The organism is Pseudomonas iranensis (genome assembly GCF_014268585.2).
Taxonomy (GTDB): Bacteria; Pseudomonadota; Gammaproteobacteria; order Pseudomonadales; family Pseudomonadaceae; genus Aquipseudomonas; species Aquipseudomonas iranensis.
Genome location: NZ_CP077092.1, coordinates 276,545 through 294,196 on the forward strand (window position 1 = coordinate 276,545; position 17,652 = coordinate 294,196).

At 60.7% G+C, this 17,652-nt stretch carries 17 protein-coding genes; 10 read left to right on the top strand and 7 right to left on the bottom strand.

Annotated features, from left to right (window positions below; translation table 11 throughout):
• Nucleotides 1-6: 6 nt before the first annotated feature.
• From HU724_RS01255 to HU724_RS01265, 3 genes are all read right to left on the bottom strand, one after another.
• Nucleotides 7-648: a thiol:disulfide interchange protein DsbA/DsbL gene (locus HU724_RS01255; RefSeq protein ID WP_016772349.1), complete on the bottom strand. Its 642-nt coding sequence runs from the start codon at nucleotides 646-648 to the stop codon at nucleotides 7-9.
• Nucleotides 649-847: 199 nt separating this feature from the next.
• A complete protein-coding gene (locus HU724_RS01260) occupies nucleotides 848-1,459 on the bottom strand; it encodes a c-type cytochrome (RefSeq protein WP_186568659.1) in 612 nt (203 codons plus the stop codon).
• Between the two features lie 30 nt (nucleotides 1,460-1,489).
• Nucleotides 1,490-1,795 carry a c-type cytochrome gene (locus HU724_RS01265; protein WP_016772347.1) on the bottom strand — a complete coding sequence of 102 codons (306 nt, stop codon included), beginning with the start codon at nucleotides 1,793-1,795 and terminating at the stop codon, nucleotides 1,490-1,492.
• A 191-nt stretch (nucleotides 1,796-1,986) separates the two neighbouring features.
• Between HU724_RS01265 and yihA the strand changes: the two genes are divergently transcribed.
• Nucleotides 1,987-2,631, top strand: a complete 645-nt coding sequence (gene yihA, locus HU724_RS01270; protein WP_150637305.1) for a ribosome biogenesis GTP-binding protein YihA/YsxC — start codon at nucleotides 1,987-1,989, stop codon at nucleotides 2,629-2,631.
• A 422-nt stretch (nucleotides 2,632-3,053) separates the two neighbouring features.
• Here the strand turns inward: yihA and polA are convergent, their stop codons facing one another.
• Nucleotides 3,054-5,858, bottom strand: a complete 2,805-nt coding sequence (polA, locus tag HU724_RS01275) for a DNA polymerase I (protein WP_186568657.1) — start codon at nucleotides 5,856-5,858, stop codon at nucleotides 3,054-3,056.
• A gap of 74 nt (nucleotides 5,859-5,932) precedes the next feature.
• Here polA and HU724_RS01280 point away from each other — a divergent pair, with 74 nt between their 5' ends.
• Nucleotides 5,933-6,223 carry a DUF2782 domain-containing protein gene (locus tag HU724_RS01280; RefSeq protein WP_071173956.1) on the top strand — a complete coding sequence of 97 codons (291 nt, stop codon included), beginning with the start codon at nucleotides 5,933-5,935 and terminating at the stop codon, nucleotides 6,221-6,223.
• A gap of 53 nt (nucleotides 6,224-6,276) precedes the next feature.
• On the top strand, nucleotides 6,277-7,230 hold the full coding sequence (locus tag HU724_RS01285) for a homoserine kinase (RefSeq protein WP_110644676.1): 954 nt from the start codon (nucleotides 6,277-6,279) through the stop codon (nucleotides 7,228-7,230).
• A 114-nt stretch (nucleotides 7,231-7,344) separates the two neighbouring features.
• Here the strand turns inward: HU724_RS01285 and HU724_RS01290 are convergent, their stop codons facing one another.
• Entirely contained in the window at nucleotides 7,345-8,265 is a 921-nt protein-coding gene (locus HU724_RS01290; RefSeq protein WP_186568655.1) for a zinc ABC transporter substrate-binding protein, read from the bottom strand.
• Between the two features lie 66 nt (nucleotides 8,266-8,331).
• Between HU724_RS01290 and HU724_RS01295 the strand changes: the two genes are divergently transcribed.
• The 4 genes from HU724_RS01295 to HU724_RS01310 are packed head-to-tail and all read left to right on the top strand — an operon-like array spanning nucleotide 8,332 to nucleotide 11,131.
• Nucleotides 8,332-8,814 (top strand): Fur family transcriptional regulator, encoded by a 483-nt coding sequence (locus HU724_RS01295; RefSeq protein ID WP_024014990.1) that lies wholly within the window; start codon nucleotides 8,332-8,334, stop codon nucleotides 8,812-8,814.
• Nucleotides 8,814-9,599: a zinc ABC transporter ATP-binding protein ZnuC gene (gene znuC, locus HU724_RS01300; RefSeq protein ID WP_024014991.1), complete on the top strand. Its 786-nt coding sequence runs from the start codon at nucleotides 8,814-8,816 to the stop codon at nucleotides 9,597-9,599. Before HU724_RS01295 ends, znuC begins: the two co-directional genes overlap by 1 nt.
• Entirely contained in the window at nucleotides 9,592-10,380 is a 789-nt protein-coding gene (gene znuB / locus HU724_RS01305; RefSeq protein ID WP_016772340.1) for a zinc ABC transporter permease subunit ZnuB, read from the top strand. Before znuC ends, znuB begins: the two co-directional genes overlap by 8 nt.
• Nucleotides 10,381-10,417: 37 nt before the next feature.
• Complete coding sequence (locus tag HU724_RS01310; protein WP_016772339.1) at nucleotides 10,418-11,131, top strand: PA5502 family lipoprotein; 714 nt, start codon at nucleotides 10,418-10,420, stop codon at nucleotides 11,129-11,131.
• A gap of 278 nt (nucleotides 11,132-11,409) precedes the next feature.
• Here the strand turns inward: HU724_RS01310 and HU724_RS01315 are convergent, their stop codons facing one another.
• Both HU724_RS01315 and katE read right to left on the bottom strand, forming a co-directional pair.
• Nucleotides 11,410-12,510: an IS110 family RNA-guided transposase gene (locus HU724_RS01315; RefSeq protein ID WP_189691555.1), complete on the bottom strand. Its 1,101-nt coding sequence runs from the start codon at nucleotides 12,508-12,510 to the stop codon at nucleotides 11,410-11,412.
• A gap of 137 nt (nucleotides 12,511-12,647) precedes the next feature.
• Entirely contained in the window at nucleotides 12,648-14,789 is a 2,142-nt protein-coding gene (katE, locus tag HU724_RS01320) for a catalase HPII (RefSeq protein WP_024014993.1), read from the bottom strand.
• A 262-nt stretch (nucleotides 14,790-15,051) separates the two neighbouring features.
• Between katE and HU724_RS01325 the strand changes: the two genes are divergently transcribed.
• From HU724_RS01325 to HU724_RS01335, 3 genes are all read left to right on the top strand, one after another.
• Entirely contained in the window at nucleotides 15,052-16,059 is a 1,008-nt protein-coding gene (locus tag HU724_RS01325) for a methionine ABC transporter ATP-binding protein (protein WP_016772338.1), read from the top strand.
• Complete coding sequence (locus tag HU724_RS01330) at nucleotides 16,059-16,733, top strand: methionine ABC transporter permease (protein WP_016772337.1); 675 nt, start codon at nucleotides 16,059-16,061, stop codon at nucleotides 16,731-16,733. Before HU724_RS01325 ends, HU724_RS01330 begins: the two co-directional genes overlap by 1 nt.
• 64 nt (nucleotides 16,734-16,797) lie before the next feature.
• On the top strand, nucleotides 16,798-17,568 hold the full coding sequence (locus HU724_RS01335) for a MetQ/NlpA family ABC transporter substrate-binding protein (RefSeq protein ID WP_016772336.1): 771 nt from the start codon (nucleotides 16,798-16,800) through the stop codon (nucleotides 17,566-17,568).
• The last annotated feature ends 84 nt before the right edge of the window (nucleotides 17,569-17,652 follow it).

Sequence of the window (17,652 nt, forward strand, 5' to 3'; positions counted from 1 at the left end):
CCGCGCTTAGTTGGCAGCAGCCTTGTTAGCCGCTCGCTCTTTGGCGACCAGATCGTCAGCCAGCTTCAATGCTTGCTCGGCACCACCGGCAGAGCCGATGTCGAAGCGGTATTTACCATTGACGATCATGGTTGGCACGCCAGTGATTTCGTACTTCTTCGCCAGCTCACGGGCCTTGACGATCTGGCCTTTGATAGCGAACGAGTCGAAAGTGGCGAGGAACTTGTCCTTGTCCACGCCTTGAGTGGCGAGGAAGTCAGCCATGTCGTTCTTGTCGGTGAGCTTCTTGTGTTCTTTCTGGATCGCGTTGAACACGGCGTTGTGCACCTGGTGCTCGACACCCATGGCTTCCAGAGTCAGGAACATCTGGCCGTGAGCGTCCCATGGGCCGCCGAACATGGCGGGAATGCGCACGAAGTTGACGTCGGACGGCAGTTTTTCAACCCATGGATTGATCACTGGCTCAAAAGCGTAGCAATGCGGGCAGCCGTACCAGAACAGCTCGACCACTTCGATTTTGCCAGGCTTTGCCACCGGCACCGGGTTGGCCAGTTCGACGTAAGGGGCGGCAGGGGCTTCAGCGGCCTGGGCGGTGACGCCGAACAGGCTGGCAGCGACGAGGGCGGCGCTGATGATCAGATTACGCATGCTTTACTCCTGAACAATTTGGGTCGCCTCGCTCGACCTGTTGCGACACAGATCCTGGCGGGCATGAGTGCTGTAGTGTAACGGCAGCGGCCACAAAAAAGGGCGGCCAAAGCCACCCTTTTTATACTTGCTGCGAAGGATTAATCGAGCGTTAACGTGGCCGGCGCTGCGCGCCTCGTTCAGCCCTCGATTCAGGGCCTCAGTGCAGGCCCTGGATGTAGCTGGAAACCGCAGCGATGTCTTCGTCGCTCAGCTTGCGTGCGATGGTGCGCATGGTCATCGCGTCGCCGTCGTTGGCGCGACCGCCGTCTTCCTTGCGGAAATCGGTCAGCTGCTTGGCGATGTATTGCGCATGCTGGCCACCCAGATGGGGGAAGCCTGCTGCAGCATTGCCGGAGCCGTTCGGCGAGTGGCAGCCGGTGCAGGCTGGCAGACCTTTTTCCAGGTTGCCGCCACGGAACAGCGCTTCACCGCGAGCGACGATCTTCGGATCGGCGGCGCCGACGCTGCCTTTCTGGCTGGCGAAGTACGCAGCGATGTCGGCCAGATCCTGGTCATTCAGGTTGGTCAGCAGCCCGGTCATTTCCAGCACCACGCGCTTGCCCGACTTGATGTCGTGCAATTGCTTGTCGAGGTAGCGTTCACCTTGACCTGCCAGTTTCGGAAAGTTTGGCGCCATGCTGTTGCCGTCCGGGCCATGGCAGGCTCCGCACACGGCAGCTTTGGCCTGGCCTGCTGCGGCATCGCCGGCAGCATGGGCGAGACCTGAAATTCCCACGGTCAACAGCAGACTCACGATCAATTTGTTCATCAGCTAATCCAACTACGGCTAAGGGTTAAGTTATGGACCGGGCTTACTCTCGCTCATCCAAAGGATGATGGCCTGGTAATCCTCGGCACTGCAGTCCATGCACAAACCACGCGGCGGCATCGCCTTGAAACCCTGGGTCACGTGTTGCACCAGCGTCCCCATACCTTTCGCCAACCTCGGCGTCCAAGCTTCCTGATCGCCTCTTGCGGGCGCCATGGGTAGTTGGCCGGAATGACAGGCACCACAAACACGGTTGTACACAGCTTCCGGATCCTGTGTAGCCTGTGCGCTGTAAAGCGGCATCAAGACTCCGGCAGCCAGCAGCCATTTCGTCATAAAACGACCTTTTCAGGGTTGAGAGCGTTCTGCGTTCTAATGCGCAATCAAAGTCTGTCGCTCTCGTGAGCTTCATCCTTCGCTGGGACAAAGCACACACAAAATCTGCGGCATTATATACTGGCGTCACTGAAACGGAAGCGACACCGCGTTCCGCGCCCAATCCCGGCGCCGCCCACATCGGAAATCCCATGCAACTCAAGAATCCCATCCTCGGCCTGTGCCAACAGTCCACGTTCATGCTCAGTGCCGCCAAAGTCGATCAATGCCCTGACGACGAAGGCTTCGAAGTGGCGTTTGCCGGTCGTTCCAACGCCGGCAAATCCAGCGCGCTGAACACCCTGACCCACGCCAGCCTGGCGCGCACCTCGAAAACTCCGGGTCGCACACAGCTGTTGAACTTCTTCAAGCTAGACGAAGATCGCCGTCTGGTCGACCTGCCGGGGTACGGTTATGCAAAAGTACCGATCCCGCTCAAGCAACACTGGCAGCGCCACCTCGAGGCTTACCTCGGTGGTCGGGAGAGTTTGAAAGGACTGATCCTGATGATGGACATCCGCCATCCGATGACCGACTTCGACCTGCTGATGCTCGACTGGGCCGTCGCCGCCGGCATGCCGATGCACATCCTGCTGACCAAGGCCGACAAGCTCACCTACGGCGCAGCCAAGAACACCCTGCTGAAAGTACAGTCGGAAATTCGCAAAGGCTGGGGCGACTCGATTACCATCCAGTTGTTCTCCGCACCAAAACGCATGGGCCTGGAAGAGGCCTACACTGTACTGGCCGACTGGATGGAACTGGCAGACAAAAACACCGAGGCCGCTGCCGAGTAAATTCAGAATGGGGAAAAATTGGTTGTGGTGTGGCCAGGCAAGGCAAAAGTAGCGCTAAAACGGCCGGGGTCGCGCTCGACTTTAGGGTACCTAAATGAGCATTTTTAGCGATGCTTTTAACGCAGCATGGCCGCGCTACAGCCGATTTTTTGGCAAAAAAAGCCCCGGATTTCATTGGGGAGGGAGAAATTCCGGGGTTCAAGTTCCGAACCGCTAGGGCGGGGTTCAGATATCTGCCAACACTTAACACAACATAGGAGCATCGAAGGGCTTCACCAGCCATTCAGTACCTCTGAGTGTTCGATCGACAGATTAGTTCAGATTTTTTTCAAAAAGCTTTGGAATAGCCTCAAGCATTTATCGGTCTAAGCCCGGTTCCCGGGGCTTGCCGCGACGGCGCGTCGCGGCAACTCTGCCAATATTCAGTGCGCCTCATCCCAGTTGTTGCCCACGCCAACTTCCACCAGCAGCGGCACATCCAGTTTCGCCGCTTCGCTCATGTGCGTACGAATCTCGGCGCTGACCTGCTCGACCAGATCCTCGCGAACCTCCAGCACCAGTTCGTCGTGCACTTGCAGGATGACTCGGGCATCCAGACCCGACGTGGTCAGCCAGTTATCCACAGCCACCATGGCTTTCTTGATGATGTCCGCTGCCGTGCCCTGCATCGGCGCGTTGATCGCCGTGCGTTCAGCGGCGGCGCGTTCCTGCGGCTTGTTCGAGTTGATCTCCGGTAGGTAGAGGCGACGGCCGAAGAAAGTTTCGACGTAACCCTGATCCGCCGCCTGCGCACGGGTGCGCTCCATGTATTCGCGCACGCCTGGATAACGGGCGAAGTAGGTGTCGATGTAAGCCTTGGCGGTCTTGGTGTCGACGCCGATGTCCTTGCCGAGCTTCTGCGCGCCCATGCCGTAGATCAGGCCGAAGTTGATCGCCTTGGCGCTGCGGCGCTGGTCGGATGTCACTTGATCAAGCTCGACCTTGAATACTTCGGCAGCGGTTGCAGTGTGCACGTCGAGATTGTTGCGGAAGGCGTCCATCAAGCCTTCGTCACGGGACAGGTGGGCCATGATCCGCAGTTCGATCTGCGAATAGTCCGCCGCCAGCAGTTTGTAGCCTTTGGGTGCGACGAACGCCTGACGAATGCGTCGGCCTTCGGCGGTGCGCACCGGAATGTTCTGCAGGTTCGGATCACTGGAGGACAGGCGCCCGGTCGAAGCCACAGCCTGGTGATACGAGGTGTGGATGCGCCCGGTGCGCGGGTTGATCTGCTCCGGCAGGCGATCGGTGTAAGTGCTTTTCAGCTTGCTCATCGAGCGGTGCTCCATCAGCACCTTCGGCAAGCGGTGATCGTCTTCGGCGAGTTTCGCCAACACTTCTTCAGCGGTGGACGGCTGGCCTTTGGCGGTTTTCTTCAGCACCGGCAGGCCGAGCTTTTCATAAAGAATCACGCCCAGCTGCTTCGGCGAGCCGAGGTTGAATTCTTCCCCGGCGATTTCGAAGGCTTCACGCTCCAGCGCGACCATTTTGTTGCCCAGCTCGATGCTCTGAATGCCCAGCAACTCGGCATCGACGAACGCGCCCTGGCGTTCGATGCGCGCCAGCACCGGTACCAGCGGGATTTCGATGTCGGTCAGCACGCTGGCCAGACTCGGAATCGCGCTGAGCTTGTCGAACAGGGTCTGATGCAGGCGCAGGGTGATGTCGGCGTCTTCGGCGGCGTACGGCCCGGCCTGTTCCAGGGCGATCTGGTCGAAGGTCAGCTGCTTGGCACCTTTGCCGGCGATGTCCTGGAAGCTCACCGTGGTGTGATCGAGGTATTTCTGCGCGAGGCTGTCCATGTCATGGCGGGTCGCGGTGGAGTTGAGCACGTAGGACTCGAGCATGGTGTCGAAGGCGATGCCGCGCACGCTGATGCCTTCACTCTGATCGCCGCCAATGGCGCAGTTGGCCAGAATGTTCATGTCGAACTTGGCGTGCTGGCCGACCTTGAGTTTGTTCGGGTCTTCCAGAATCGGCTTGAGTGCGCGCAGCACGGTGTCGCGATCCAGCTGCTCCGGCACGCCGATGTAGGAATGGGTCAGCGGGATGTACGCGGCTTCGTTGGCCTGTACGGCGAACGACAGGCCAACCAGTTGCGCCTGCTGCGCGTCGATGCCGGTGGTTTCGGTGTCGAAGGCGATCAGCCTGGCGTTGCGCAGTTTTTCCAGCCAGACGTCGAAGCGGGCCTGATCGAGGATGGTTTCGTATGCGGCCTCGAAAGGAGCAACAGGTGCCTCGGCTTGCGGGGCGCTGAACAGATCATGGGCGGGCGCAGGTTCGGCAGCCGCGCTCAGTTCCTGACGCTTGGCATCGCGATCCAGATCATTGAGCCAGCTCTTGAATTCCAGCAGGGTGTACAGCTCGTAGAGTTTGGCCGGGTCTTCCTGGCCCATTTGCAGATCGTCGAGGCCGATATCCAGCGGCACGTCGACCTTGATGGTCGCCAGTTGATAGGACAGGAAAGCCATCTCCCGGTGCTCTTCGAGCTTGGCCGGCAAGTTTTTTGCGCCACGGATCGGCAGGGTCGGCACGATATCGAGGTTGGCGTACAGCTCGGTCAGGCCGCCGTTGACGCCGACCAGCAGGCCGGACGCCGTCTTCGGGCCGATGCCCGGCACGCCCGGAATGTTGTCGGACGAATCGCCCATCAGCGCCAGATAATCGATGATCTGCTCCGGTGCGACGCCAAATTTCTCCTTAACGCCCTCCACATCCATCGAGCTACCGGACATGGTGTTGACCAAGGTAATGTGGCCATCGACCAGTTGCGCCATGTCCTTGTCACCGGTGGAAATGATCACCGGGCGATCCGCCGCTGCGCTACTGCGGGCGAGGGTGCCGATTACGTCGTCGGCCTCGACGCCGTCGACGCACAGGAGCGGGAAGCCGAGGGCGATCACGCTCTGGTGCAGCGGCTCGATCTGCACGCGCATGTCATCGGGCATGCTTGGCCGGTTGGCCTTGTATTCGGCGTACATCTCATCGCGAAATGTCCCGCCCTTGGCGTCGAACACTACGGCGAAGGGGCTGTCCGGGTACTGCTTGCGCAGACTCTTGAGCATGTTCAGCACGCCTTTGACCGCACCGGTCGGCAGGCCTTTGGACGTGGTCAGTGGTGGCAGTGCATGAAAGGCGCGGTACAGGTAAGACGAACCGTCCACCAGGACGAGGGGGGCTTGGCTCATGAGCAGGATCAACCTTTTCGGCGGGTCCGGGGCTAGAATAGCGGGACCGTTGACGACAAAGGGACAAGGTTATCATGCGTACGTTAAATCGCTTGCTGCTGGTCGGGTTGATCGCTGTCTCACCACTGGCCGCGATCGCGGCGGATGATGCGCCGGGCGGCGACCCCGAGGTCACCATTCGCACGGAGGGCGACAAGACCATTGAGGAGTACCGCCAGAACGGTTTCCTCTATGCGATCAAAGTCACGCCAAAGGGCGCGCCGCCTTACTTTCTGGTGCGCGCCGACGGGACGGATGCCAATTTCATCCGTTCGGATCAGCCGGATATGCTGATCCCGTCATGGAAGATCTTCGAATGGAAGTAGGTTTTTAATTCACTCGGCGCCGCCGTTGCGGCGCCCGTACTGGCAGTTAAGACATGTCTGTGTTCACTCCCCTGGCTCGGCCCGAGCTGGAAACCTTTCTCGCCCCTTACGGGCTCGGCCGTCTGCTTGATTTCCAGGGGATCGCCGCCGGCAGCGAAAACACCAATTTCTTCATCAGTCTGGAGCAGGGCGAGTTTGTCCTGACCCTGGTCGAGCGCGGCCCGGTGCAGGAGATGCCGTTCTTCATCGACCTGCTCGACGTGCTGCACGAAGCCGAACTGCCGGTGCCTTACGCCCTGCGCACCACCGACGGCTTGGCCCTGCGTGAGCTCAAAGGCAAACCGGCGCTGCTGCAACCGCGCCTGTCCGGCAAGCACATCAAAGTCGCCAACGCCCAGCATTGCGCCCAGGTCGGCGAGTTGCAGGCGCATCTGCACCTGGCGACTCAGGGCGAACGCATGATCAAGCGCAAGACCGATCGCGGTCTGGACTGGATGCTGGAGGAGGGCACTGAATTTCTCTCGCACCTGAGCGATGAGCCGCGTGCGTTGCTGCAAAAGGCGCTGGATGAGATCACCGAGCGCAAAGACAAGATTCTCGCGCTGCCTCGGGCGAACATTCACGCCGACCTGTTCCGCGACAACGCCATGTTCGAAGGCACCCACCTGACCGGCCTGATCGACTTCTACAACGCCTGCTCGGGGCCGATGCTGTACGACGTGGCAATTGCCTTGAATGACTGGTGTTCGGACGAGGAGGGCGTGATCGATGGCCCGCGCGCCCGAGCATTCCTCGGTGCCTACGCGGCGTTGCGCCCGTTCACGGCGGCGGAGGCTGAGCTCTGGCCAACGATGTTGCGTGTGGCCTGTGTGCGGTTCTGGCTGTCACGCTTGATCGCCGCCGAGCAGTTCGCCGGGCAGGATGTGTTGATTCACGATCCGCAGGAATTCGAGCAGCGCCTGGCGCAGCGGCAGAAGGTCAATACACCATTGCCCTTCGCCCTCTGAGTAGATTCGCCAAGCAAACACGAGCCTGCTCGCGAAGGCGGCGGCCCGTTCAGCATTTTTGCTGACTGACCCACCGCTTTCGCGAGCAGGCTCGATCCCACAGGTTTTGTGTTGTTACAGCGATTCCAGGCACCCGGCCAGATCATTGCCGAGTTTTTCCAGCACCTGCTCATAACCCTGAGCCGTCGCCGGCGTATAACCACCCAGCGCATCCAGCTCGGCGAGTTTCACCGGCAAACCGGCCACCAGGGTTTCCGCCAGGCGCGGACGCAACGGCGGTTCGCTGAACACACAGGTCTTGCCCACTTCCTGCAAACGCTTGCGCATCGCCGCGACATGCTGGGCGCCGGGCTGGACTTCAGTAGCGACGGCGAACACCCCGGCGTGCTTCAGGCCATAAGCGTCTTCGAAATAATCAAAGGCCTCGTGAAAGACGAAGTACGGCTTGCCTTCGACATTGGCCAGACGCTTCTTCAAGCGCTGATCCAGCGCATCCAGACGTGCATCGAAGGCTTTGGCATTGCTCTGATAACGCTGGGCATTGGCCGGGTCGGCGGCGCTGAGGTCGGCGGCCATTTTGTCGGCGATCACCCGCGCATTGACCGGTGACAACCACAAATGTGCATCCAGCGAGCCGGGGCGATGGTCGTGATCATGCTCGTCGGCCTCTTCGGCGTGGGAATGGTTGTCCGCGCCGAAATGCCGCAGCTTGAGCCCCGGCAGATCCTGCACCGCGACGCTCGGCAGGCTGCGACCGCCGAGTACGCGCGGCAGGAAACCTTCCATGTCCGGGCCGATCCAGTAGAGCAGATCGACCGACTGCACCTTCCGTACGTCGGATGGGCGCAGGGCGTAATTGTGCGGCGAGGCCCCCGGCGGCAGCAGCACCTCGGGAATCGCCACGCCGTCCTGCACGGCAGCGGCAATCAACTGCAACGGTTTGATGCTGGTGAGCACTTTGACCTCGGCCTGAGCCGTACCGATCAGCAGAAAACTGGCAACAAAAGCCACAAAAACAGAAAAAAGTCGGGACACGATGACCACTCAAGTAAGCGAGAACGGGTAACATAATAACGTCTCCAGCAAATCTCGTCGCCGCTCATGCCTATTACCCCGATTGCCAGCCGTCCCCACGACCACTCCCATTGCGTGCACAGCGCTTTGTCCGAGGCCGATACCTTGTGCGCGCAGAAAGGTTTGCGTCTGACTGCCCTGCGCCGCCGCGTGCTGGAACTGGTCTGGCAGAGTCACAAGCCACTGGGCGCCTACGACATCCTCGCGGTGCTCAGCGAGCAGGACGGCCGCCGCGCCGCGCCGCCTACCGTGTACCGCGCACTGGATTTCCTGCTGGAAAACGGCCTGGTCCATCGCATCTCTTCGCTGAACGCCTTCGTCGGCTGTGTACACCCGGAACACGCGCATCAGGGCCAGTTCCTGATCTGCCGCGAGTGCCACGCCGCTATCGAACTTGAGCAAAAAGTGATCAGCGACGCGATCATCAGCAGCGCCAAAGACGTCGGTTTCATCGTCGAAGCGCAGACGGTCGAAGTGGTCGGCCTGTGCGCCGGTTGCCAGGGGGCCTGATGAGCAACGCGCTGATCCGTCTGGAACAGGTCGCCGTCACGTTTGCCGGGCAGACCGTGCTGGACAACATCGAGCTGAGCGTCGAGCCGGGGCAGATCGTCACCCTGATCGGCCCCAACGGCGCCGGCAAGACCACGCTGGTGCGCGCCGTGCTCGGGCTGTTGAAGCCGAACAGTGGCAGCGTCTGGCGCAAGCCGAAGCTGCGCGTTGGTTACATGCCGCAGAAACTGCATGTCGATCCCACGTTGCCGTTATCAGTACTGCGCTTCCTGCGCCTTGTGCCTGGCGTCGATCGTTCGCGCGCATTGGCCGCGTTGAAGGAAGTCGGCGCCGAACACGTGATCGACAGCCCGGTGCAGAGCGTTTCCGGCGGTGAAATGCAGCGCGTATTGCTGGCGCGGGCGCTGCTGCGCGAGCCGGAACTGCTGGTGCTCGACGAGCCGGTGCAGGGTGTCGATGTGGCCGGGCAGGCCGAGTTGTACAGCTTGATCACCCGCCTGCGCGACCGCCACGGTTGCGGTGTGTTGATGGTCTCCCACGATTTGCATCTGGTGATGAGCACCACCGATCAGGTGGTCTGCCTCAACCGCCACGTCTGCTGCTCCGGCCATCCCGAGCAGGTCAGCGGCGATCCGGCATTTGTCGAGCTGTTCGGCAAGAATGCGCCGAGTCTGGCGATCTATCACCACCATCACGACCACGCCCACGACCTGCACGGTTCGGTGGTCAAAGGTCCGCTCGGCGGGCAACCTCATGTTCATGGAGACGGCTGCAAGCATGGCTGATTTTCTTTTGTATGCCCTGCTTGCAGGTCTGGCCCTGGCGCTGGTGGCCGGACCGCTCGGCTCGTTTGTGGTGTGGCGGCGCATGGCCTATTTCGGCGATACGCTGTCCCACGCCGCACTGCTCGGCGTGGCGCTGGGCTTTTTGCTGGATGTCAGCCCGACGGTGGCGGTGACGGTCGGCTGCCTGTTGTTGGCGGTGCTCTTGGTGACGCTGCAACAGCGTCAGCCATTGGCATCCGACACACTGCTGGGAATTCTTGCACCGAGCACGCTCTCTCTCGGCCTGGTGGTACTAAGCTTCATGCATGAAGTGCGGATCGACCTGATGGCCTATCTGTTCGGCGACTTGCTGGCGATCAGTCCGAGCGATCTGGCGTGGATTCTCGGCGGCACCGCGGCGGTGCTGGTGTTACTGGTGACGCTGTGGCGGCCGCTGCTGGCGGTCACCGTGCACGAAGAACTGGCGCGGGTCGAAGGCTTGCCGGTTGCGGGTTTGCGCTTGGCGCTGATGCTGTTGATCGCGGTGGTGATCGCCGTGGCGATGAAAATCGTCGGTGTGCTGCTGATCACTTCGCTGCTGATCATTCCGGCGGCTGCGGCGCAGCGTCACGCCCGTTCGCCGGAACAGATGGCCTTGGGCGCGAGCCTGCTGGGCATGCTCGCGGTGTGCGGCGGGCTGGCGTTGTCGTGGTTCAAGGACACCCCGGCGGGGCCGTCGATCGTGGTGACGGCAGCCGCGCTGTTTCTGTTGAGTTTTGTTCTGCCCCGTCGTGGGGTGTAGACTTGGCCGCTTTTTGCGCAATTAGAGAGTCGCAGGAATGAAGCCGTTCGCCTCCCGTTATCTGCTCCTTGTCGCATTTTCAGTGCTGCTGGGCGCCTGCCAAAGCACGCCGCCGGTGGCTGAAGTCCCGGATGCGCGGGCTACGGCCATCGCACAGCTGGAGCAAAGCCTGGCCAGCAGCGAACTGGCCACCGCCGAAGACCAGTTGGCCGCGTTGCAGGCCGCAACCCCCAATGATCAATCCCTTGAGCAATACCAGCGGCAGCTGGCCGAGGCGTACCTGCGCCGCAGCCAGATCGTCCTGCAAAAAGGCGATGTCAACGCTGCAGCCACTGCATTGAGCCGTGCTCGCGCCCTGATGCCCAAGGCGCCGGCGCTGACCGGCGGCGTCAACGGCGCTATCACCGAAGCGCGCAAGGCCGAGCTGGAAAAGGCTGAGGCGGCACTGCTGGCTGCTGAAGCCAGGCCGAAAGCCAAGGTCATCGACCCGACCGCCGAGAGCACCACAGTTGCGTTGAACATCGGTGATATTCACAAGCTGCAACGACAACTCGATGCGATCGCCGCCGATGTGGTGAATTACGAATGTGCCGTCAGCATTCAGGCGCCACGCACCGCGGATTATCCGTGGCTGGCGACCTTGCTGAGCAAGCGAGTAAAGAAACTCGATCCTGATTTTGATTTGCAGATCGAGAAGCAGATCTTGCGCACAGTGCCGGCGCAGATGGTTTTAAGCCCGCGCAAACCGTAAAAAAGATCGCAGCCTCCGGCAGCTCCTATGTATGGACTCGCCCCACCATTCAACCCGCTTTTGAACACTGCTACCCGGTTGCATCTATGTATAAGGCCTGTTCGAGGAAGCGTTGAGCGGCTTCTGGCCAACATTGGGTTAGCTCGCGGTATGCCGATTACAGTAAGGCCTCAAGGGCCAGTAGGAGCTCAGGCATCAATCCGCGACGGTCTGACCTGGGGTCAATGTTCTTCAGCATGGGTTGGAGCGGTTTACGCCCCGGTGGCAGAACTTTGTTGTCAGTGACTCATCGCAGCCTCCTGGCCATCGCCCGGCCGGCGCCGATAAGTCTGGTCGTTTTGCAGCAGCACCCAGAGGATGCGCAGATTTCGATTGGCTAATCGCACTGCTGCCTGCTTGCGGCCCAGGCGGGAAATCCAGCGCCAAAGACGCCTGTCGTCCGGCTGCTCTGAATCCGGACGTATCTGTCTTAAAACGGCATGAGCGCCCTGAATCGTTAAACTTCGCAGATAAGCGTCACCGTTCTTGCTCATTCCGCCCAATCGGTTTTTCTCGCCAGAGCTGTGCTGGCTGGGCACCAATCCGAAGTAGGCGGCGAACAAACGGGCGTTGGCGAAGCGTTCGGGTTCGGTCTGCTTGGCCAGCAGCGCCGTGGCAATGATCGGACCAACACCGCGCACCGTCATCAGCCGCTTCGCCGTTTCATCCTCATTCGCTGCCGTTTCCAGCCGACCGGTCAGCACGTTGACGCGCTCACCCAGTTGGCCCCACTCACCCAAAAGTTCGGCGATCAGTTCACGCAGCAAATCAGGTAGCGGCTGAGTGGCATCTTCCAGAACTCGAGGCACGAGCTGCCTGATCGCTATCTCACCCTGAGCCATGGCTACCCCATGTTCCAACAGCAAGGCGCGTATCTGATTACCCACCGCAGTGCGGCGCCGCACATAGCCCTGACGAGCCCTGTGCAGGGCCTGCATCGCCAGCGCCGCAGCACTCTTGATCGGTACTGCCGAAATTTTGCAGTCGCGGCCTGCACGCAAGATCGCCAATACATCGTTGCGATCATTTTTTGGGCCGCTACGATGACTGGCAACCAGCTGGGCCGGCAGGATGCGGACGGAATTACCCTGCATCTGGAGCAATCGCGCCCATGCTTGAGCGCCGGGCCCGGTTTCAACTAACACCGTAACGCTCGCGGGAAGCCCACGCAGAAATACCTGAAAGGCTTCTCGCGACTTGATTCGATCTTCGAAAATCACCTGACCGAGGGCATCCTCCCCAGCCACCTGAAAAACCCTCTTGGCAAGATCTATCGCAACTGTGGAGCATGCCGACACGTCGGCTGACAAGGATTGATCAATCGTCGTATGCTTTTTCATGGCCTCGCCCTCGCTGTCGTTGGCTTCTATAAGAATGCCACCGTGGCGCACAGACGCCTCGGCTTGGGCGAGTCCATCCAATTACATGGGATCGAGTACATCCTGTAGGAGCTGCCGAAGGCTGCGATCTTTTGCTTTTACGCTGGAATCGCCTTGGCCTTAGGCTCCCGCGCCCAAACCCGATGCTCGCCAATCGCGGCGAAGAACGGCTTGGTCAAAGCACCCACATCCGCGCCCTGCAACAGCCCCGCATCCGCGTCGAGCTTCAGCAAGTCCTGCAACTGCTTGGCCTCGCCGTGCAGCGCGATCGCCTTCAGGTGCTTGTAGGCCTCCAGCAGATAATGCAGCGCCACGCCGTCGCCGCTCAACGCGGTAATCGACGCCGCGCCACCCGGTACGAACACCGCATCGAACGCAATTGAAGGCATGCCTTCCATCGACGCATCCACCGGCAATGCCTTGCCGTCAGCGGTCTTCACTGGCGCCGAGGTTGGGCCGAGCAGTTTCGCGTGGGCGCCTTCGGCTTCCAGCGCTTTCTTCATCGCATCGATGGCCGCAGCGTCAACACCATTGGCAGCAAGGATTGCCACCTTGCGCGTCTTGATATTGCCGGGTAGCAGGTTGGCCTGGCTCAGCGCTGGCGACTGCTCCAGCGAGGTCTTGCGCACTTCGACCGTGCCTTTGGCTGGCGCCGGCAAGCCGAGGTTTTCCGCCACGCGTTTGGCCAGGGTCAGGTCGATATTGGCAAGGATCTCGTTCACTTCACGGGCACGGATGAACTCACGTTCGACCTTGCCCAGCTCGAAGCTGTAGGCAGCGATGATGTGCTCTTTCTCGTGGTCGCTCATGCTGTTGAAGAACAAGCGGGCCTGAGAGAAGTGATCGCTGAACGACTCGCTGCGTTGACGGATCTTCGCTGCGTCGATGCGCTCCGGGTAGCTCTCGAAACCACCGTCCTGTGCCGCTGGCGGGGTTTCTTTCGGCCAGCCGCCGTCGATCGAGTTTGGCTCGTAAGAAGCGCGGCCCTTGTCGATGGTGGTGCGGTGTTGTGCATCGCGCTGGCCGTTGTGGAACGGCGCCACCGGACGGTTGATCGGCAGCTCATGGAAGTTCGGCCCGCCGAGTCGGCTGATCTGCGTGTCGGTGTAGGAAAACAGCCGACCTTGCAGCAGCGGGTCATTGGAGAAGTCGATGCCTGGCACGATGTGGCCAGGGCAGAAGGCGACCTGCTCGGTTTCGGCGAAGAAGTTGTCCGGGTTGCGGTTCAGGGTCATTTTGCCCAGCGGCGTAATCGGGACGATTTCTTCGGGGATGATCTTGGTCGGGTCGAGAATGTCGAAATCAAAGTCGTGTTCGTTCTCTTCTTCGACGATCTGCACGCCCAGTTCCCACTCCGGGTAGTCGCCCATCTCGATCGCTTCCCACAGGTCGCGACGATGGTAGTCGGTGTCTTTACCGGCGAGCTTCTGCGCCTCGTCCCACACCAGCGAGCAGGTGCCGGCGGTAGGGCGCCAGTGGAATTTGACGAAGCGTGATTTGCCCTCGGCGTTGATCAGGCGGAAGGTGTGCACACCGAAGCCCTGCATGCTGCGCAGGCTTTTCGGGATGGCCCGGTCGGACATCGCCCAGATGACCATGTGCGCCGATTCCGGCACCAGCGAGACGAAGTCCCAGAACGTATCGTGAGCCGAGCCGCCGGTGGGGATTTCGTTGTGCGGCTCGGGCTTCACCGCGTGGACGAAGTCCGGGAACTTGATCGCGTCCTGAATGAAGAACACCGGCATGTTGTTGCCGACCAGATCGAAGTTGCCTTCATCGGTAAAAAATTTCACCGCAAAGCCGCGCACGTCACGCACGGTATCGCCGGAACCCCGTGGCCCCTGCACCGTGGAAAAACGCACGAACACCGGGGTTTTCTTGCCCGGATCCTGCAGGAAACCGGCCTTGGTCAGCGCTGCATGGTTCTCGTAAGTCTGAAAGAAACCGTGCGCGCCGGTACCGCGCGCATGGACGATGCGCTCCGGAATGCGCTCATGGTCAAAGTGCGTGATCTTTTCACGCATGATGAAGTCTTCCAGCAGCGACGGCCCGCGCGGCCCGGCTTTGAGGGTGTTCTGGTTGTCGGCGATCTTTACGCCCTGATTGGTGCGCAGTGCCTGGCCGGTGGCGTCGGAACGGAATTCTTCCAGGCTGTCGAGCTTGGCGTTGGTGTTGGCGCGATCCGGGGTGTCGGTTCCGGCCATCTCGCTTTTATCGGGTGCAGGCTTTTTGATGCTCATCAGACGTAAACTCCTCGTTTGGCCCCGGATGCCTTCCGCAGACCCTTGAGTGATTCCCGGGCACGGCACCCAGGGTTTCAAGTCGCTTACTTAGTGACTGATGAGCGTTTCAGCCGTTCCGTTTATCTGACCTTTGATCGCGTTATTGCCAAATTGAAGGTTAATTGCGAAATAAATGCTAAGAACCTCTATACGGACAGGCTAAAATGCGCGCCCGGCTAACCGCTGATCCTTTTCCAACGCGCCCCACAAGGTTCGCTACGTGATCGAGTTTCAAAACGTCCACAAGACTTACCGCGTCGCCGGTAAGGATATTCCCGCGCTGCACCCGACCAGTCTCGCCATCGAGAACGGCCAGGTGTTCGGCCTGATTGGCCATTCCGGTGCGGGCAAAAGTACCCTGCTGCGGCTGATCAATCGCCTGGAAGATTCCAGTGGCGGCAAGATCATCGTCGACGGCGAAGAAGTCACCGCACTGGACGCCAACGGCCTGCGCCGTTTCCGCCAGCAGGTCGGGATGATCTTCCAGCACTTCAACCTGCTCGCCTCCAAGACTGTCGCCGATAACGTGGCCTTGCCACTGACCCTGGCCGGTGAGCTGTCGAGCAGTGAAATCAACCAACGGGTAGCCGAGTTGCTGGCGCGGGTCGGTTTGTCCGACCACGCGAAAAAGTACCCGGCGCAATTGTCCGGCGGCCAGAAGCAGCGCGTCGGCATCGCCCGTGCGCTGGCGACCAAGCCGAAGATTCTGCTGTGCGACGAGGCCACCAGCGCCCTCGACCCGCAGACCACGGCATCGGTCCTGCAACTGCTGGCAGAAATCAATCGCGAGCTGAAACTGACCATTGTCCTGATCACCCACGAAATGGACGTGATCCGGCGCGTCTGCGATCAGGTCGCGGTGATGGACGCCGGCGTGATCGTCGAGCAGGGTCCGGTGGCCGATGTGTTCCTGCATCCGCAGCACCCGACCACCAAGCGTTTCGTGCAGGAAAGCGAGCAGATCGACGAGAGCGAGCAGCGTGACGACTTCGCCCACGTGCCGGGGCGTATCGTGCGTCTGACCTTCCAGGGCGAGGCGACCTACGCGCCGTTGCTCGGTACCGTCGCCCGGGAAACCGGCGTCGACTACAGCATCCTCGCCGGTCGCATCGACCGCATCAAAGACATTCCGTACGGGCAACTGACCCTCGCTGTCACCGGTGGCGACATGGAGGCGGCGTTCGCCCGCTTCACCGCCGCTGACGTTCACATGGAGGTGTTGCGCTAATGGCTGACCTGATGAGTTTCTTCGCCAATATCGACTGGTACGAAATCTGGCTGGCGACTGGCGACACCATGCTGATGCTTGGCGGTTCGCTGTTGTTCACCGTGCTGCTCGGCCTGCCGCTGGGCGTGCTGCTGTTTCTCTGCAGCCCGCGTCAGTTGCTGGAAAACCGTGGCCTCTACGCCGTGCTGTCGCTGGTGGTGAACATCTTGCGTTCGCTGCCGTTCATTATTCTGCTGATTGTGATGATCCCGTTCACCGTGCTGATCACCGGCACCTCGCTGGGCGTGGCTGGGGCGATCCCGCCGCTGGTGGTGGGCGCCACGCCGTTCTTCGCGCGTCTGGTGGAAACCGCGCTGCGCGAAGTCGATCGCGGCATCATCGAAGCGACCCAGTCGATGGGCGCGACCACGCGGCAGATCATCATGAACGCCTTGCTGCCGGAAGCCCGTCCGGGCATCTTCGCAGCGATTACGGTGACAGCGATTACACTGGTGTCCTACACGGCGATGGCCGGTGTGGTCGGCGCCGGTGGTCTGGGCGACCTGGCGATCCGTTTCGGCTACCAGCGTTTCCAGACCGACGTGATGATCGTCACCGTGGTGCTGCTGTTGATTCTGGTGCAAGTGCTGCAAATGGTTGGCGACCGCCTGGTCGTGCATTTCTCGCGCAAATAAGCGGTTTTTTAATCAAGAGGCGCGGGCCATTCGCTGGCGGGCGCCCTCACAAGGAGTTAGCTGAATGAAAAAACTGATCGCTGCTTTCGCCGCTGTTGCGGCGTTTTCGGCCCACGCCGAGACCCTGACCGTTGCCGCCACCCCGGTGCCGCACGCGGAAATCCTCGAGTTCGTCAAACCGGCCCTGGCCAAGGAAGGCGTGGATCTGAAGGTCAAGGTCTTCACCGACTACATTCAGCCGAACGTCCAGGTCGCGGAAAAGCGCCTCGACGCCAACTTTTTCCAGCACCAGCCGTATCTCGATGAATTCAACAAGGCCAAGGGCACCAGCCTCGTTGCCGTGACCGGCGTGCACCTGGAGCCGCTGGGCGCTTACTCGAGCAAGCTCAAGGATCTGAAAGACCTGCCCGGCGGCGCCAACGTGGTGATCCCGAACGACGCCACCAACGGCGGCCGTGCGCTGTTGCTGCTGGACAAGGCTGGCGTGATCAAGCTCAAGGATTCGAAAAACATCCTGTCGACCGTCAAAGACATCGCCGAGAATCCGAAAGACCTGAAGATCCGTGAACTGGAAGCCGCGACCATCCCGCGCGTGCTGACTCAGGTCGATCTGGCGCTGATCAACACCAACTACGCGCTGGAAGCCAAGCTTGATCCGTCCAAGGATGCGCTGGTGATCGAAGGCAACGACTCGCCGTACGTGAACATCCTCGTGTCCCGCGCGGACAACAAGGACAGCGACGCGATGAAGAAACTGGCGGCTGCGCTGCACAGCCCGGAAGTGAAGCAGTTCATCACCGAGAAGTACAAAGGCGCGGTGTTGCCGGCGTTCTGATTAAGGTTGCTGCAATGAAAAAGGGGACGCCAATGGCGTCCCCTTTTTTGTGTCTGGTGCCTGGCTTGCGACTTGCCTTGAAGC

Excerpts from the sequence above, each read along its gene's own strand:
- HU724_RS01260 (WP_186568659.1), bottom strand. The coding sequence starts at position 1,459 with ATGAACAAATTGATCGTGAGTCTGCTGTTGACCGTGGGAATTTCAGGT.
- znuC (WP_024014991.1), top strand. The coding sequence starts at position 8,814 with ATGAGCAACGCGCTGATCCGTCTGGAACAGGTCGCCGTCACGTTTGCC.
- HU724_RS01315 (WP_189691555.1), bottom strand. The coding sequence starts at position 12,510 with ATGAAAAAGCATACGACGATTGATCAATCCTTGTCAGCCGACGTGTCG.
- HU724_RS01295 (WP_024014990.1), top strand. The coding sequence starts at position 8,332 with ATGCCTATTACCCCGATTGCCAGCCGTCCCCACGACCACTCCCATTGC.
- HU724_RS01280 (WP_071173956.1), top strand. The coding sequence starts at position 5,933 with ATGCGTACGTTAAATCGCTTGCTGCTGGTCGGGTTGATCGCTGTCTCA.
- katE (WP_024014993.1), bottom strand. The coding sequence starts at position 14,789 with ATGAGCATCAAAAAGCCTGCACCCGATAAAAGCGAGATGGCCGGAACC.
- HU724_RS01285 (WP_110644676.1), top strand. The coding sequence starts at position 6,277 with ATGTCTGTGTTCACTCCCCTGGCTCGGCCCGAGCTGGAAACCTTTCTC.
- znuB (WP_016772340.1), top strand. The coding sequence starts at position 9,592 with ATGGCTGATTTTCTTTTGTATGCCCTGCTTGCAGGTCTGGCCCTGGCG.
- HU724_RS01265 (WP_016772347.1), bottom strand. The coding sequence starts at position 1,795 with ATGACGAAATGGCTGCTGGCTGCCGGAGTCTTGATGCCGCTTTACAGC.
- yihA (WP_150637305.1), top strand. The coding sequence starts at position 1,987 with ATGCAACTCAAGAATCCCATCCTCGGCCTGTGCCAACAGTCCACGTTC.
- HU724_RS01255 (WP_016772349.1), bottom strand. The coding sequence starts at position 648 with ATGCGTAATCTGATCATCAGCGCCGCCCTCGTCGCTGCCAGCCTGTTC.
- HU724_RS01310 (WP_016772339.1), top strand. The coding sequence starts at position 10,418 with ATGAAGCCGTTCGCCTCCCGTTATCTGCTCCTTGTCGCATTTTCAGTG.
- HU724_RS01335 (WP_016772336.1), top strand. The coding sequence starts at position 16,798 with ATGAAAAAACTGATCGCTGCTTTCGCCGCTGTTGCGGCGTTTTCGGCC.
- HU724_RS01330 (WP_016772337.1), top strand. The coding sequence starts at position 16,059 with ATGGCTGACCTGATGAGTTTCTTCGCCAATATCGACTGGTACGAAATC.
- polA (WP_186568657.1), bottom strand. The coding sequence starts at position 5,858 with ATGAGCCAAGCCCCCCTCGTCCTGGTGGACGGTTCGTCTTACCTGTAC.